This window comes from Herbidospora mongoliensis (assembly GCF_001570545.1).
In the GTDB taxonomy this organism is placed as follows: Bacteria; Actinomycetota; Actinomycetes; order Streptosporangiales; family Streptosporangiaceae; genus Herbidospora; species Herbidospora mongoliensis.
This window is the reverse complement of record NZ_BBXD01000021.1, coordinates 135,409-149,154: the sequence shown is the minus strand read 5'-3', so window position 1 is coordinate 149,154 and position 13,746 is coordinate 135,409. Positions and strand designations below refer to the sequence as shown.

General features: G+C 66.4%; 14 protein-coding genes, 8 tRNA genes and 1 other RNA gene. 8 read left to right on the top strand and 15 right to left on the bottom strand.

Features of this window, described 5'->3' with window-relative positions:
- Positions 1-9 precede the first annotated feature (9 nt).
- The 5 genes from smpB (at position 10) to AW272_RS31310 (ending at position 5,103) form a co-directional block, all read left to right on the top strand.
- Positions 10-492: an SsrA-binding protein SmpB gene (smpB, locus tag AW272_RS31330; RefSeq protein WP_066372918.1), complete on the top strand. Its 483-nt coding sequence runs from the start codon at positions 10-12 to the stop codon at positions 490-492.
- 3 nt (positions 493-495) lie between these two features.
- Positions 496-2,373 carry a penicillin-binding transpeptidase domain-containing protein gene (locus AW272_RS31325; RefSeq protein ID WP_066372917.1) on the top strand — a complete coding sequence of 626 codons (1,878 nt, stop codon included), beginning with the start codon at positions 496-498 and terminating at the stop codon, positions 2,371-2,373.
- Positions 2,374-2,461: 88 nt separating this feature from the next.
- Positions 2,462-2,850: a transfer-messenger RNA gene (ssrA, locus tag AW272_RS31320) on the top strand.
- Between the two features lie 708 nt (positions 2,851-3,558).
- On the top strand, positions 3,559-4,032 hold the full coding sequence (locus AW272_RS31315) for a hypothetical protein (protein ID WP_157518914.1): 474 nt from the start codon (positions 3,559-3,561) through the stop codon (positions 4,030-4,032).
- A 636-nt stretch (positions 4,033-4,668) separates the two neighbouring features.
- A complete protein-coding gene (locus AW272_RS31310; protein ID WP_066372915.1) occupies positions 4,669-5,103 on the top strand; it encodes an MmcQ/YjbR family DNA-binding protein in 435 nt (144 codons plus the stop codon).
- Between the two features lie 415 nt (positions 5,104-5,518).
- Here AW272_RS31310 and AW272_RS31305 read toward each other — a convergent pair whose 3' ends face one another.
- The 13 genes from AW272_RS31305 to AW272_RS31250 all read right to left on the bottom strand — a co-directional run bounded on the left by AW272_RS31305 (position 5,519) and on the right by AW272_RS31250 (position 9,838).
- Positions 5,519-6,238, bottom strand: a complete 720-nt coding sequence (locus AW272_RS31305; RefSeq protein ID WP_066373104.1) for a DinB family protein — start codon at positions 6,236-6,238, stop codon at positions 5,519-5,521.
- Positions 6,239-6,527: 289 nt separating this feature from the next.
- Positions 6,528-6,713: a hypothetical protein gene (locus AW272_RS31300; RefSeq protein ID WP_066372913.1), complete on the bottom strand. Its 186-nt coding sequence runs from the start codon at positions 6,711-6,713 to the stop codon at positions 6,528-6,530.
- A gap of 304 nt (positions 6,714-7,017) precedes the next feature.
- The gene (locus tag AW272_RS31295) at positions 7,018-7,536 is read right to left on the bottom strand and encodes an NUDIX hydrolase (RefSeq protein WP_083958931.1); all 519 of its coding nucleotides are present in this window, start codon (positions 7,534-7,536) and stop codon (positions 7,018-7,020) included.
- 95 nt (positions 7,537-7,631) lie between these two features.
- On the bottom strand, positions 7,632-8,363 hold the full coding sequence (locus AW272_RS31290) for an alpha/beta hydrolase family protein (protein WP_066372911.1): 732 nt from the start codon (positions 8,361-8,363) through the stop codon (positions 7,632-7,634).
- Between the two features lie 135 nt (positions 8,364-8,498).
- Positions 8,499-8,574: transfer RNA gene (locus AW272_RS31285), tRNA-Arg, on the bottom strand.
- Between the two features lie 5 nt (positions 8,575-8,579).
- Positions 8,580-8,652 (bottom strand) — tRNA-Glu (locus tag AW272_RS31280).
- A gap of 10 nt (positions 8,653-8,662) precedes the next feature.
- A tRNA-Glu gene (locus AW272_RS31275) sits at positions 8,663-8,735 on the bottom strand.
- Between the two features lie 5 nt (positions 8,736-8,740).
- A tRNA-Ser gene (locus AW272_RS42655) sits at positions 8,741-8,832 on the bottom strand.
- A gap of 11 nt (positions 8,833-8,843) precedes the next feature.
- Positions 8,844-8,917: transfer RNA gene (locus AW272_RS31270), tRNA-Leu, on the bottom strand.
- Between the two features lies 1 nt (position 8,918).
- Positions 8,919-8,994, bottom strand: a tRNA-Leu gene (locus tag AW272_RS31265).
- 4 nt (positions 8,995-8,998) lie between these two features.
- A tRNA-Gln gene (locus tag AW272_RS31260) sits at positions 8,999-9,070 on the bottom strand.
- Positions 9,071-9,075: 5 nt separating this feature from the next.
- Positions 9,076-9,146 (bottom strand) — tRNA-Ala (locus tag AW272_RS31255).
- A 347-nt stretch (positions 9,147-9,493) separates the two neighbouring features.
- Positions 9,494-9,838, bottom strand: coding sequence for a MerR family transcriptional regulator (locus tag AW272_RS31250; RefSeq protein ID WP_066372910.1), 345 nt, complete (start codon positions 9,836-9,838; stop codon positions 9,494-9,496).
- A 50-nt stretch (positions 9,839-9,888) separates the two neighbouring features.
- Between AW272_RS31250 and AW272_RS31245 the strand changes: the two genes are divergently transcribed.
- Positions 9,889-10,593: an SDR family oxidoreductase gene (locus AW272_RS31245; RefSeq protein ID WP_066372909.1), complete on the top strand. Its 705-nt coding sequence runs from the start codon at positions 9,889-9,891 to the stop codon at positions 10,591-10,593.
- 39 nt (positions 10,594-10,632) lie between these two features.
- On the opposite strand, the gene AW272_RS31240 is transcribed toward AW272_RS31245, so the two are convergent.
- Positions 10,633-11,262, bottom strand: a complete 630-nt coding sequence (locus tag AW272_RS31240) for a DUF899 family protein (protein ID WP_066372908.1) — start codon at positions 11,260-11,262, stop codon at positions 10,633-10,635.
- A gap of 62 nt (positions 11,263-11,324) precedes the next feature.
- Here AW272_RS31240 and AW272_RS31235 point away from each other — a divergent pair, with 62 nt between their 5' ends.
- Both AW272_RS31235 and AW272_RS31230 read left to right on the top strand, forming a co-directional pair.
- Complete coding sequence (locus AW272_RS31235; protein WP_066373099.1) at positions 11,325-12,038, top strand: SDR family oxidoreductase; 714 nt, start codon at positions 11,325-11,327, stop codon at positions 12,036-12,038.
- 13 nt (positions 12,039-12,051) lie between these two features.
- On the top strand, positions 12,052-12,921 hold the full coding sequence (locus tag AW272_RS31230; RefSeq protein ID WP_066372907.1) for an amidohydrolase family protein: 870 nt from the start codon (positions 12,052-12,054) through the stop codon (positions 12,919-12,921).
- On the opposite strand, the gene AW272_RS31225 is transcribed toward AW272_RS31230, so the two are convergent.
- Positions 12,894-13,733: an SAM-dependent methyltransferase gene (locus AW272_RS31225; RefSeq protein WP_066372906.1), complete on the bottom strand. Its 840-nt coding sequence runs from the start codon at positions 13,731-13,733 to the stop codon at positions 12,894-12,896. The genes AW272_RS31230 and AW272_RS31225 overlap by 28 nt on opposite strands.
- Between the last annotated feature and the right edge of the window lie 13 nt (positions 13,734-13,746).

Genomic DNA, 13,746 nt, shown 5'->3' with positions numbered 1-13,746 from the left:
CTCTTGCCCATGCCTCGTGAGACCGGGCGCAAGGTCATCGCCCAAAACAAGCGTGCCCGCCACGAATATTTCATCGAAGACACCTACGAGGCCGGTCTGGTTCTGACCGGCACCGAGGTGAAGTCGTTGCGTGAGGGCCGCGCCAACCTGACCGACGGCTTCGCCGCCGTCGAAAACGACGAGGCGTGGCTCTACAGCGTGCACATCCCCGAATACACCCAGGGCACCTGGACCAACCACTCCGCCAAGCGCAAGCGCAAGATGCTCCTGCACCGCAAGGAGATCATCAAGATCAACGCGACGCTGAAGGAGAAGGGGCTCACCCTGATCCCGCTGGCCCTCTACTTCAAAGACGGCCGGGCCAAGATCGAGGTCGGCATCGCCCGGGGCAAGAAGGACTACGACAAACGCCAGACCCTCCGTGAGAAGCAGGACAACCGGGATATGCGACGGGCCATGTCGGGCGCCATCAGGCGCAAGGGGGGCCGCTAGGCCGTGTCTCCCCGTCGTCCCCTCCGGCTGGCGCTCGCGCTCGCTCTCGTCGCACCCGGGCTGACCGCGTGCTTCGAGGAGCCGTCCCCCCACGAGGCGATCCGTGACTTCCTCGTGGGCTGGCAGAGCGGCGACTTCGAGATGGCCGCCCGCCGGGCCGACACCGACCCGGCCGGCGTGGTCAAGGCCCTCGGCGACGTCGGGCTCCACCTCGACGCCGCCTCGATCCGGTTCGCGCTCGGCACCATCAGCCGCGACGGCGACACCGCGGCGGCCAACTTCTCCGCCGAGGTCAACCTGGGCGAGAACAACCCGCTGTGGACCTACAACAGCGTGCTGCCGCTGCGCCTGATCGACGGCCAGTGGAAGGTCCACTGGTCTCCGGAGGTCGTCCACCCCGATCTGCACGAGGGCCAGCGGCTCGCCGTGAAGATCGACCCCGAGGGCCGCCAGCCGATCATCGACCGCAACGGCGACACCCTCCAGGAAGACGACACCCAGTTCGTCGCCCAGGTGGTCCCCGCCAACCTGACCGACCCGGCCAAGATCTGCGAGGAACTCTCCAAGATCACCGGCTTCGCGCAGGACCGGCTGCTCAGCCGCATCCTGTCGGCCCCGCCGACCGACGCCGTCCAGCTGGCCACCTTCGGGCCCAACAAATATCGCGAGCTGGCCGCGAAACTCAAGGCGATCCCCGGCCTCACCATCGCCGAGGTCCACCCGCCGGTCGCCCCCAAGTCGCCCGCGCAGATCGTCGGCCGCGTCAACGCCGTCACCCCCGAGAGCGAACAGCAGCTCGGCGGCCCCCAGCGAGCCGGTGACACCGTCGGCCGCGACGGCCTCCAGAAGGCCTACCAAGACCAGCTCACCGGCTCCACCGAGACCCGCGTCGTCATTCTCGACACCAAGACGTGGGAGCAGGTGAAGGAACTCAAGTCGTGGCCCGGCCGCAAGAACACCCCGGTCCGCACGACCCTCGACACGGCCCTGCAGCACGCCGCGGACCTGGCCGTCGCCGGCACCCAGCCGGCCGCGCTGGTCGCCGTCCAGGCCTCCACCGGTGAGATCCGCGCCATCTCCACCAAGGGCTTCCACCAGCAGGAAGACGCCCTGGAGGGCAAATTCCCGCCGGGCACCGCGTTCTCGGTCGTCACCACCGACGCGCTGCTCAAGGCCGGCCTCGACACCCAGGAGAAGGTGCCCTGCACCGCCGACCGCACCGTCGGCGGCGCCCGGTTCCAGCAGGTCGGCGTCACCGCCGCCGCCCCCACCTTTGAGGCCGACTTCGCCCACGGCTGCGTCACCGCGCTGGCCTCCCTGGCCCGCATGGTCAAGAGCGACGACCTGCTCCTGAGCGCCAAGCAGTTCGGCATCGGCGCCAGCTGGACCCTCCCGCTCCCCGGCCGCAGCGGCCACGTGCCCGCCCCGGCCACCGACGCCACCCGGGCCAAGGTCATCGCCGGCACGACCGTCCAGGTCAGCCCGCTCGCGATGGCCCTGGTCGCCGCAGCCGTTCAGTCGGGCACCTGGCGCCCGCCGGTCCTGGTCACCAGCCCCGCCCTGCCCGACTCCAACACCGAGATCGTCACCCCCGCCACCGCTCCTGAGCCGATCAACCTCGACCCCGGGCGGGTCGCGACCCTCCGCACCCTCATGAGAGCCGGCGTGACCAGCGGCTCCGCCAAGGCCGCGTCCGTCGCCGGCTCCGAGGTCTACGGCGTGGCCTCCCACGTCGGGTTCGTGGAGAAGAAGCAGCGGCGGCAGCTGTCCTGGTTCGTGGGCTGGCAAGGTGACATCGCGATCGCCGTCATGGTCGAGACCCCTGTTCCCGGGGCGGCACCCGCCGTGGCGGGGTCGTTTTTCAGCGCCTTGGCGCCCTAGCGGGGAATACATGGTCGCGGCAGGGTGGTTGTACAGGTAAAGTTGCGGTGTCCGGGAGCTTGCGCGACCGGGTTTGACAACTTCACATGGGGGTGACCGGTTTCGACTTTGGCATTACAAGGCAGGGGAAGCGGGTCGAGGACGGCGGACATAACCTCGTTAACACTGTGTCCGCAAACAAATAAGTGCCAATACCAAGGCCACTTCGGTTAGCCAGGGTTCCCTGGCTCTCGCTGCCTAAGCAGAGAGTATAACCGTGTCAGCCCGAGACCGCCTCCGGCTCGGGATCTGGCATTGCTAGGAGGCTCCACCATCTTCGCCGGCCGCGGGGGAGGATGGGAAAACAAACAGCGGATGAGCCCGTCGGCGACTCGCCTGAGAGAGCGCCGGGGCTGAGAAAACGCTAATCAGGCTGCACCCGGAGAAGCCCTGGCTCGGTGCTGAAGGACGCGGGTTCGATTCCCGCCACCTCCACTGGCGAATGGATGGCTCGTGGTCGTTGCCCCTTCGGGGCAGCTTTCACGGGCCATTCGCCATTTCACCCGGGGGGACGACCCCCCGAACCCCCCGATACGAGAGGGCTTTCGCCCCCTCGCGCTCCCCCTGGCCGCTTGCGCGTCGCTTCGCTCCGGGTCGCGCTCTCGCTCCTCGCGAAGGGCTCCGCCCCTCGCGCTCCCTGGCAAGGCCTCGCTTCGCTCGGGTGGTTTCTCGCTTCGCTCGGTTTCTTTCTATAGCCTCGCTCGAATGCCGGCCTCAGAGCGTATTTTGTCGGCAGGGTTGCCAGAATGAATGGCATGAAGGAAGTCCTGTTCAGGCGGTACAGCCTGACGGAGAACCTCAGAGCCACATTTTCGAAGGTCGGTGACCGGATCGCCACGCCAAGCCAAAGCGCTGACTGACCTATAGAACCCTCTCGATCAGTTGGCTTGCTGACAGCGATGACGTTGATGACGTGATGGTGCTGAACCGACTTCCCACTGTCTGATCATTTAGTGGTGAGCGGCTGTCAACAGGGGGCGCCGTCGGCGAGCTCCCGCGAAACTCCCTGTGAATCAATGGACAAGCATGCTTATGACCTCTGTCATCTGGGTCCGGGAAAGATCACCAAGTTTCGACAGCAGGGGGAACACTGCCGTCCTCGGTGATCGTTGGCTGGCTGGTCGTGCTGGATATCGGGGGGATTCCATGAACGAACTGCCGCCGTCCGCCTTCAACCGTCGCCCGCCTGCCAAGCCTTTCGGGTGGTTCCTCAGGGGTCGGCGCAGCCTGTTTCGCAGAACCATGACGTTGGCCCTGGCCGTGGGGTTCGGCGTGGGCTTCGGTTACTCCTTCGGAATCGTCATTCAATCGGGTGTCTCCGCGCGAAGCCCGGTCTCGGTTTCGCCGGCCGCCATGGCGCAGGTGAATCCGCTCGCTCCAGTGGCCCTCAAAGTCGCCTCGGTCAGCGCGCCCCACGTCTCTCCGATGGACAGGGATTCGACGCCAGCCAAGCCGGCTGAGCAGCATCGGACACCGCTTGTCAGAGTGGACAAGAACGTTCGCCCGAGCAAGAAGGCGGAGCAGTCAGCGGTGAAGCGTCATAGCGCCGTCCGTCATTACCCGTGCGCTCGTTTCCACGGTTACAAGGCACAGGTGTGCAGGACGCTGTTCAAGCGCTAACGGGCTGGGCAAATGCGCGTAGTTCTTCGGCGTCGGAGGTCGGTTGATTTCAGGGGTGAGAGCTGGCTCCACCTACCGGCGAGTTTTGGCCCCATTTAGCGATCTTGGGGGTCTTGATCACGGGTGAGTTTTGGCCCCACCCGAGGCGTAGCTGAGGCCTTGATGGCGGGTTGAGCCCGTGACGATCGCTGGCTGTGGCTGATGGCCGGGGGGTTGCCGGGGCGATCGGCGCCGCAGGACCTCCTTCGTCGGCTCGATGGTTATCTTGGGTTCTCGAGCGACTTCGCTGGTCAGTGGTCTGCAGCGCTGTAAGGCAAGTGCGGCAAGTGGACCGATCTCGGCCGCTGTCGAGTGGCGTTCCAAGAGGCCGCCACGTGCCTCACCCGGGCTCTAAGGTCATGGCGAGTGGCGTTCGCTCAGGTGTTGATCAAGTCAGCGAGAGTGCCACCTGACGCTGATGCATCACTGAAGGTCTCCGCCGCCTGCCTCAGGGTCTTGAGCGTTCCGGCTGTTCAGCGGTTGATGATCGGTAAGGCATGTCAGGCAAGTGGGTCAGCCGCCAGGACGATGTCGACGTGGTTCAGGCTCATGGCGGGGCACCATGCACGAGAGCACCGACAATTTTGGGAGACGCCGATGCCGGACAGCCCCGACGTGCCGGACGACGTCCTCGACCGCCTCCGCGCGCTGTGCCTCGCACTCCCCGGCGTCTACGAGGAACAGGCCTGGGTCGGCACCCGCTGGCTGGTCCGCAAGAAGACCTTCGCCCACGTCCTCGGTATCAGCGACGAGTACCCGCCCGCCTACACCCGCGACGCGCCGTTCGTCGGGGATGCCACCGTCCTGACCTTCCGCTCCGACGGTGCCGAGCTCGCCGCGCTCGTCGGCACCGGCCACCCGTTCTACAAACCGAGGTGGCACCCGCAGGTCGTGGGCATGGTGATCGAACCGGACGCGGACTGGGACGAGATCGCCGAGCTACTCATCGAGAGCTACTGCCTGCGGGCGCCGAAGAAGCTGGCGGCACAGGTTCCCCGGCCAGGTCCATGTCGGCCGCCCGAACGGCGATGACCGCGATGAAGGACATGCACCGCGCCACCACCTACGAGGCCGATTGTTTTCTGGGTTCTCAAGCGAACTTGCTGGTCAGCTGTTTGAGGGGCTGTCAGTCACGTTAGGCAAGTAGGCTGCCCGGATCGGCTTCGGTGGTCATGTTGGGCAGTGGGCTCGTCCCGCTGGTTTCGTTCGCGTGACCTGACCGCGGTTGTTCGTCGGCTGTGACCGCGGGCATGGTTGGGCGAAGTCGTTGTTCGTGGGATTCGACCGCACTCATGGACCGCATCGCCGGCCTCCAGGGCAGCGCACCTCTACGAGCTCGCTGACGTCCGGGCGGCCGCCCGTTATCAAAGGTGCCTGCGGAGCATCAGGCATGTGAGGCAAGTACCGCCGGATGCTCGAGAAGTACCCCGTGAGTCCGTGGCCGGTCCTACTCAGCGTCCTGTGCCTCGATCAGGTCGAGGTCGCGGACGCAGAAGCCGTGGTGCTCGAAGGTCTCGTTGAGCACCGTGCCGAGGCACCGCCGCACCGAGCGGCCCCGGGCGTACGGCGGCCAGACATCGTCGTCGGGCACCGGCGCTCGCCCGGCGAGCTGCCCAGCGGTGACCCCGTCGAGCCAGGCCTCAAGCTCGGAGGCCTGTGCCTCACGCACGCTCACGATCTCGTCGAGGGACGGATCGAGCGAGAGGTCAAGCCCGTGCGCTCCACGGTAGGGCTCGACGGTCGTCCCGATGCCCATCGGCGTGAACAGCTCCGTCGAGCCCAGGCAGCAACGGCGGAACCACGAGTCGTGGACGAAGACCAGGTGGCGCATCGTCTGCACAGCCGACCACTCGTCGTTCACGCTGCGGCGCTCGATGCCGGGCGTACGACGGATTCGCTCGATCGTTGCGGACCAGCCGGTATGGAGCTGACGCGCTGCCTCGCGCAGATCGGCAGGGTCCTCGGAGCGGATCAGCAGCCGCACCGGATTACGCCGGTCGAGCTCTGCCTCGACGTACTCGGTGACCTCGACCCCGTTCACCACGAGGTTGGTGATAAGCCCGTCGATCACGGCGTCCTGCATGACGACGCCGATCAGGCGTGCCCCGGTCAGATCGCACTCGCGGAACTCTGCACCGTGCAGGTCCTCGTCGACATATCGTTGCATGCTGCGCATGCTAGGGCCGAGCACTGACAAACCAGCCCCCCTGACCCCGCGACCTCCACCCCATTGGTGCGGTCGGCTCTCCCGAACATTGATCATGGTCCCAGCCCTCAAGTGCGGTCAGAACTCACGAACAAATGCGGTCACTTCTCACGAACGAAACCAAACGCACGGCCGTCGATGGCATCGGGTGGCGTGGATGGTCGGAGGCTGGGACTCAGGCTCCGCTTGCCTGGCGTGCGCGTGTCTGTGCGAGTCGGTAGGTCGGGGGCGATCACCGGACCGTGGGCGCTCAGGTCGGCGATGGTGTCATCCACATCGACGCGCTACCGGCCATGGGGTGGATCAGCAGGTGGGTGGGGCCATCCTGGGTCTTACCGGCGCTCAGGTAATGGACCTTGGCGCCGGAGACATCGATCATCTGGCTGCGGATTCCGGCCCACCGTGGGGAACGTTCGCCCCAGTCTGCGTACCGCATTCCTTCAGCCTGGCACACCGGGTCTCAGGAGCCCATAGATCCGGATTGGGGCGTCCGTGACGGCTTTTTGCCAGGCAGGTGGCGGTCGCGAGCGCATTGAACACGTTGGGAGCGGCGACTGCCTGGACGACGCCGGTCCTTGGCTGCTCGGGGTGAAAGGGTCACGGGCAACGCAGACACGCACTCTGTGCCGATGAGCCCTGGGAAGCCGTGGCCTGGGGCCGCCTGCCTACTGCAACCTACGAGTGAAAGGCGGTGCGGGTCCCTCTTCGAAGCGGCCTCTGATGCAGGGGAGAGCGTTCGCTCAACCGGGTCGCTGGCCCAGGCGCTGAGCGTGTGAACGGATCCGTTCGCGGTCGTCGGGGAAGACGCTGTCCCAGTCGGCGTCCAGGCTGAACCACGCCGGCGGCTGGCCCGGCTCTCCGCTTAGCGGCAGGTCGCGGGCGGCGATCGCGGCGTAGGACAGGCTCAGTGTCGGGGACCGGTCGGCCTGGTAGGAGCGCACCATCACGGCGGCAGGTTCGGGCAGCAGTTCGGGCTGTAGCCCGGTCTCCTCCAGGCACTCGCGGACCGCCGCCGCACGCGGTCCCTCGCCCTGCTCCACCTTTCCTCCGGGTGGCACCCATCCGCGCCAGGGGTGTCTGACCAGCAGTACATGCTCGAAAGTCGGGTCGGTGACCCAGACCTCCACCCCCAGCGGCTCCATCGGGCGTTGGCGGGCTTCCCTCAGCCAGGCTCGGGCGTCGTCGAACTCCTGGATGGCGAGGCGGGCGTCGGCCGCGACCTCGTCCAAGATCATCTGGTCGACATCATCGTGGCTCATCGACTCCACCCTAGGACGGTGAAGGGCCGGCCCAGTTGTTCTCCCGGGTCATGGGGTGGCTGCCGGGGATGTGCCTCGGCAGCCGACCCATGGTGCTAGCTCAGATGGCGGGCGAAGAAGTGGAGGGTGTCGTCGAGTTCGAAATCGGGGACCTCGCCGTGTTTGCCGGGGTTGGCGTGGAGGGTTTTCTCAGGAGAGGCGAAGGCGCCGTAGAGGGCCAGAGCCTCGGGTCTCGGGACCCGTTCGTCGTCCCATTGCAGCAGGAAGGCGATCGGTACGGTGATCTTCCTGGCGGTCTCCGCTGAGGCGGATGCGCCGCCCAGACCGACGACCGCTGCTGCGACTCTGGGTTCGGCCGCGATGAACGGGACGCCCAGGCCGCAGCCCAGCGACACGCCCCAATAGCCCACCGGGCCACGGCCTACGTGGGGGAGATCTTGGACGACGTCCAGAACCCCCTGCCATTCCGGGACGGTCTGGTCGGCCACCAACGCTTGGAAGGCGGCGATTAGGGGTGCCGGGTCCTCGCCGGCCTCGATCCTTGCCTGGTTCTCGGTGGCGATGCGGTCGTAGGTCTCGTCTGTGGGGCGGTCGCCGTGGCCGGGGACGTCGGCTGACGTGACCGCGTAGCGCTGTTCGGTGACGAGGCGGTGAGCGAGGGCGGCGATGTCCGGGGCCTTTTTGTGCCGGCCGCCGCCGTGGCCCAGGAAGATGAGCGGGCGCGGGGTGGTGGCGTCTTCCGGGGTCCACAGGACGCCGGGGACGTCGCCGACGGTGAAGAGTTGTTCGCGGACGCCCTCGGACGAAGTGTCTGAGGTGAAGTGCATGGCTGTGCCAGCCTTTCGGGGTGCCTGCGGGCACTCCCTAGGCCATGCGGGGGAGGGAGGCCCGATCTGTCATCGTGTTGATCGGTCTCACCTCCTTGGTGCGTTTTGGTGCACGGCGCTGCCGAAGGTATCACTTGGTGGCCGCAGCAGGACTCGAACCTGCGCCGTCCGGTTTCGTAAACCGGCGCTCTGTCCACTGAGCTATGTGGCCGTGCGTACCCCGTACCGGATTCGAACCGGCGTTCTCTCGGGTGAAAGCCGAGCGTCCTGACCGCTAGACCAACGGGGCTTGCCTGTCGTGACCCGTACCGGATTCGAACCGGTGATCTCCTGATTGAGAGTCAGGTGTCCTCACCACTAGACCAACGGGCCCTGCGCGGAGGGGGCGAGGGTCGAACTCGCACGCGCCCTCGCGGGCGCCAACGGTTTTCGAGACCGCGGCCGTCGCCATCTGTCGGCTGGCCCCTCCTCTGTCCTGCGTGCCGCCCCGGGGATTCGAACCCCGACTGCCCGTGTCCTGAGCACGGTGCCTCCTGCCGTTGGGCTAGAGCGGCTTGGTACGTCCGGTGGGAGTCGAACCCACAACCTCCGGCTCCTCGGGCCGGTGCCTCTTCCGTTGGGCTACGGACGTCCGGCTGCCAGAGCACGATTCGAACGTGCATTTTCCCGGTTCAAAGCCGGGCGTCCTGCCGTTAGACGATCTGGCATGGGATGGACCGACAGGATCTTGAAACCTGAACTCCTGCTTGCAAGGCAGGTGTGATGCCTTTTCACCATCAGCCCATGTCGTTTGTTCCCTATTGAGTTTTGGGCGTGCTTGTATTCGGAGTTGCGTTTCTTGGCAATGAAAAAGCCGCCGGGGTTCCCTGGCGGCTTCGTGGGTGTTCCCCTTGGTCTAGCTGGGGAGACGCCGGTGCCGCAGGATCAGGGCGCGCAGGGATCGCGACTCTAGCGAGCGGAGGCTGCGGGCCTGTTCCTGCCGGGCTTCGTAGCTCACTGGAATCTTCCTTCCCTGCTTGGTTCGAGCGGCTTGCTTGCTGTTGAGAACCGTAGCCGCTGGGTTCGACGGGTGCGACTTATTTATTGTGCCCATTGTTTTGGCAAATGTGCCAGAGAGGTAACCCCTTGGCTCAAGGGTGGGTGTCGGTGATGGCGATGACTTCGTCCAGGCGGGTCAGGGCGGCTTGGAGGCGGGTTACCTGGGTGTCGATGCGGGTGCGTTCCCGGTGCAGGAGGTGGCGCTGGTCTTCGTCGGTGTGGCCGGAGTCGACGCAGGGGAGGAGGGCGGCGATGGTGCGGCTGGTCAGGCCGGCGGCGTACATGTCCTGGAAGAAGTGGACCCGGTCGACTGCCGCTTCCGGGTAGTGGCGCTGGCCTGAGGTGCTGCGTTCCGGGGTCAGGAGGCCCTGTTCCTCGTAGTAGCGCAGGGCTCGGACGCTTACTCCTGAACGGGTGGCCAGTTCACCGATGCGCATGGAAATCCGCCCTTGCCTCTGACGTCAACGTCAGGTTTTAGGTTACCCGCATGGACATCAACGGATCTGTCGCCCTGGTGACCGGGGCGAATCGTGGGCTGGGGCGGGCTTTCACGCAGGGACTGCTCGATCGGGGTGCGCGCAAGGTCTATGCGGCGGCACGGCGTACCGAGGACATCGATCTCAGTTCGGGGCGGGTGGAGGCGATCACCCTCGACATCACCGACGCCGACCACATCAGCCAAGCGGTGGAGCTGGCCCGGGACGTCACGCTGCTGGTCAACAACGCCGGGACCAACACGTTCACCGACCTCGTCACGGGCGACCTGGACAAGATCAGGCTGGACCTCGACACCCACTTCTACGGCACGCTGGGCATGGTGCGGGGGTTCGCGCCGACCCTGGGTGCCAACGGGGGCGGCGCGATCGTGAACGTCCTGTCGGCCATGTCGTGGTTCGCCTATCCGGGCGCCAACGCCTACCACGTCGCCAAGGCGGCCGAATGGGCGCTGACCAACGCGGTGCGGCTGGAGCTCGCCGGTCAGGGCACGCTGGTGACGGGGGTCCACCTCGGGCTGGCCGACACGGACATGACCGCGGGGCACGATGCCGACAAGCTGCCCCCGGCCGAGGTGGTGCGGGCCGCTCTGGACGGTGTCGAGGCCGGCACGTGGGAGGTGCTCGTGGACGACTGGAGCACGCATATCAAGAAGTCGCTGGCCGAGGATCCCCGGGCTTTCTACGCCCAGGGATGACGCGGCAGGGGGACACGACGTCGTTCGGGCACGGATGGGTCAGCCGTAGGTTGGGAACTGCGGCCAGCCTTCGGGTGAGTTCTCCCAGTCTTCCTGGCGGCCCCACGGGGTCAGGTCGAGGAAGGAGTGGGTGAAGACCAGGCGGTCGACGCCCCGGGACGTCGTGTTGTACGTCCGGTAGACCTTCTCGCCGTCGCGCAGGAAGACGCTCAGCATGAAGCCGCCGCCCGCGCCGCAGTCGTCGGAGAAGGTGGTGCCGTTCGACGACAGGAACGGGACGGTCCAGCCTCGGTCGGCCTTGTAGGGCAGGCTCTGCGACAGGGGCATGTTGGAGATCGTCGCCCAGCTCACGCCCTTCGCGGCCAGGGCGGGGAGGGCGGCCGCCGGGATGTTGTCGGTGAACTTGGTGCAGCCGGGGCAGAAGTGACCCGGGCCGTTGTTCATGAACTGGTAGACGATCAGCTGGTCGCGGCCCTCGAAGAGATCCAGGAGGGTTCGGGGGCCGTCGGGACCGTCGAAGACGTAGTCGGATCGGAACTCGACCATGGGGAGGCGACGGCGCTGGGCGGCCAGGGCGTCTTCGGCCCTGGTGATCTCCTTTTCGGCTTTCAGGAGGTCTTCGCGGGCGCGTTGCCACTCTTCGGGTGATACGACTGGTGGTTTGGTCATAGGCGGATTCTGCCCGGTGGGTATGACAGAAACCGGGGGTGCCCAGGTCAAGGGGGATGTACATGGAACTGGACGGGCAGCGGGTGGTTGTCCTTGGGGGCACCTCGGGCATCGGGCTGGGAGCGGCCCGGATCGCGGCGGCGCATGGGGCCGAGGTCGTGGTGGTCTCCTCGCGGGAGGAGAACGTGCGGGCGGCGCTCGACGGGTTGCCCGATTCCGCGTGGGGAGATGTCGCCGACTTCAGCGATACGAACACCATCGAGGATGTCATCGGGCGGATCGGGCGACTGGATCATCTGATCTACACCGCCGGTGAGCCGCTCTACATCTCGCCGGTCGAGCACCTCGACGTCTCCATGGCCTGCGAGTATTTCCAGATCCGGTTCTTCGGGGCGCTGGCTGCGGCGAAGGCGGCGCGGTCCCGGATACCCGACTCCGGGAGCATCACGGTCACGGCGGGGGTCGCCAAGGACCGGCCGGGGTTCGGGTGGGCGGGGCCGGCGTCCATCTCGGGGGCGCTTGAGGCGTTGACGAAGGCGCTCGCCGTGGAGTTCGCGCCCGTGCGGGTCAACTGTGTGGCGCCGGGGGTGATCCGCTCGCCGTTGTGGCAGGGGACGTTGCACGTCGAGGACATGTACCAGCAGATCGCCGACACGAGTCTGGCCGGGCGGGTCGGGGAGGTCGAGGACGTGGCGAAGGCGTACCTCTATCTGATGACGCAGGAGTACTCGACTGGGATGGTGCTCACCGTCGACGGGGGCATCACTCTGGTTTGAGACACTGTGCGGCATGTCAGTGGAAGAGGTCTGGCGGGGCCTGGGGCTGCCGGGCATCGTGGATGTTCATACACACTTCATGCCGCAACGGGTGCTCGACAAGGTGCAGGCCTATTTCGCCGGGGCCGACGCCTATCTCGGGTTCCCGTGGCCGATTTCTCATGGCAATGACGCTCAGGAGCACGTACGGGAACTGCGGGGGTTCGGGGTGGTGCTTTTCACCTCGATGATTTATCCGCACAAGCCTGATATGGCGGCGTGGCTCAATGAGTGGGCGCGGGAGTTCGCCGCCGCCACTCCCGATTGCGCGCTCACGGCGACCTTTTTTCCCGAGGAAAGCGCTCGGGAATACGTACAGGATGCTCTGGAAAGAAACACCCGGGTGTTCAAGGCCCATCTGCAGGTGGGGCAGTACGACCCTCGTGATCCGCTGCTCGACCCCGTCTGGGGGATGATCGCCGACGCGGGGGTGCCGGTGGTCACCCACTGTGGCTTGGGGCCGGTGCCTGGGCGGTTCACCGGAGCGGGACCGATGACCGAGGTGCTCGTGCGGCATCCGCGGCTGAAGATCGTGGTGGCGCACATGGGGCTGCCCGGCTACGGCGATTTCCTCGATCTCGCGGGGCGTTTTCCCGACGTCTATCTCGACACGACCATGGCGTTCACGCGGTTCACGGAGAAGGCGTGGCCGTTTCCGTCAGCGGAACTGCCACGCCTTCTCGACAAACAAGATCGCATTCTTTTCGGGAGCGACTTTCCCAACATTCCGTATGACTACGCGGAGGCGGTCGACGCGCTGGTCCGGCTGGACCTCGGTGACGACTGGCTCCGGGCGGTGCTCTACGGCAACGGGGTTCAGCTCTTGCGGCCGACCGCGCCGTAGGCGCCGTGGATGCGCTGCGAGAGCAGCGCCGGGTCTTCGTCGGAGCGCCAGGTGGCGAGCGCGACGAGGCCGGGCTCGGCCAGCTCGAAACCGGTGAAATATTGGCTGATCTGGTCTTTCGTCCGGGGGGTGAAGCCCAGGGCGTCGGAGTTGTACGCGTCGGCGGCGTCGGCGATCGTCTTCGGGAAGAAGTCGGCCGTCACGTGGCTGACCGCGAAGTAACTGCCGGGGACGAGCGCCTCGGTGAACTGACGGACCAGGCCGAGCGGGTCTTCCTTGTCGTTGATGAACATCAGGGTGCCCACGATGACCAGGGCCAGCGGCTCGCTGAAGTCGATGACGCCCTTGATCTCCGGGTGGTCGATGATCGACCTCGGGTCGCGCAGGTCGGCTTCGACGTAGGTGGTGCGGCCCTGGCGGGTGCTGCGGAGCAGGGCGCGGGCGTGCGTCATCACGATGGGGTCGTTGTCGACGTACGCGATCCTCGCGGCCGGGTTGACCTGCTGGGCGACCTCGTGGGTGTTGCCCTGGGTGGGGATGCCGGTGCCGATGTCGAGGAACTGGGTGATGCCCTGTTCCGCGATGTATTTCACGGCGCGGCCCAAGAAGGCGCGGTTGTCGCGGGCGCCCTGGACGATCCCCGGCGAGGCGGTCTTGGCGGCTTCGGCGACCCTGCGGTCGGCCTCGAAATTGTCTTTGCCGCCCAGCCAGTAGTCGTACACGCGAGCCGAATGAGGGATCGACGTGTCGATTTTCGGGGCGTTCTCGTCACGCGGGGACGCCCACGGCAACAGGTTCTTCGGCTCCGACATCGGGACTCCAAGG

Bases quoted from the DNA above. Each gene is read 5' to 3' on its own strand.
- AW272_RS31245 (WP_066372909.1), top strand. From the start codon at position 9,889: ATGGACATCAACGGATCTGTCGCCCTGGTGACCGGGGCGAATCGTGGG.
- AW272_RS31225 (WP_066372906.1), bottom strand. From the start codon at position 13,733: ATGTCGGAGCCGAAGAACCTGTTGCCGTGGGCGTCCCCGCGTGACGAG.
- AW272_RS31310 (WP_066372915.1), top strand. From the start codon at position 4,669: ATGCCGGACAGCCCCGACGTGCCGGACGACGTCCTCGACCGCCTCCGC.
- AW272_RS31315 (WP_157518914.1), top strand. From the start codon at position 3,559: ATGAACGAACTGCCGCCGTCCGCCTTCAACCGTCGCCCGCCTGCCAAG.
- AW272_RS31250 (WP_066372910.1), bottom strand. From the start codon at position 9,838: ATGCGCATCGGTGAACTGGCCACCCGTTCAGGAGTAAGCGTCCGAGCC.
- AW272_RS31295 (WP_083958931.1), bottom strand. From the start codon at position 7,536: ATGAGCCACGATGATGTCGACCAGATGATCTTGGACGAGGTCGCGGCC.
- AW272_RS31300 (WP_066372913.1), bottom strand. From the start codon at position 6,713: ATGCGGTACGCAGACTGGGGCGAACGTTCCCCACGGTGGGCCGGAATC.
- AW272_RS31305 (WP_066373104.1), bottom strand. From the start codon at position 6,238: ATGCAACGATATGTCGACGAGGACCTGCACGGTGCAGAGTTCCGCGAG.
- smpB (WP_066372918.1), top strand. From the start codon at position 10: ATGCCTCGTGAGACCGGGCGCAAGGTCATCGCCCAAAACAAGCGTGCC.
- AW272_RS31230 (WP_066372907.1), top strand. From the start codon at position 12,052: ATGTCAGTGGAAGAGGTCTGGCGGGGCCTGGGGCTGCCGGGCATCGTG.
- AW272_RS31235 (WP_066373099.1), top strand. From the start codon at position 11,325: ATGGAACTGGACGGGCAGCGGGTGGTTGTCCTTGGGGGCACCTCGGGC.
- AW272_RS31240 (WP_066372908.1), bottom strand. From the start codon at position 11,262: ATGACCAAACCACCAGTCGTATCACCCGAAGAGTGGCAACGCGCCCGC.
- AW272_RS31290 (WP_066372911.1), bottom strand. From the start codon at position 8,363: ATGCACTTCACCTCAGACACTTCGTCCGAGGGCGTCCGCGAACAACTC.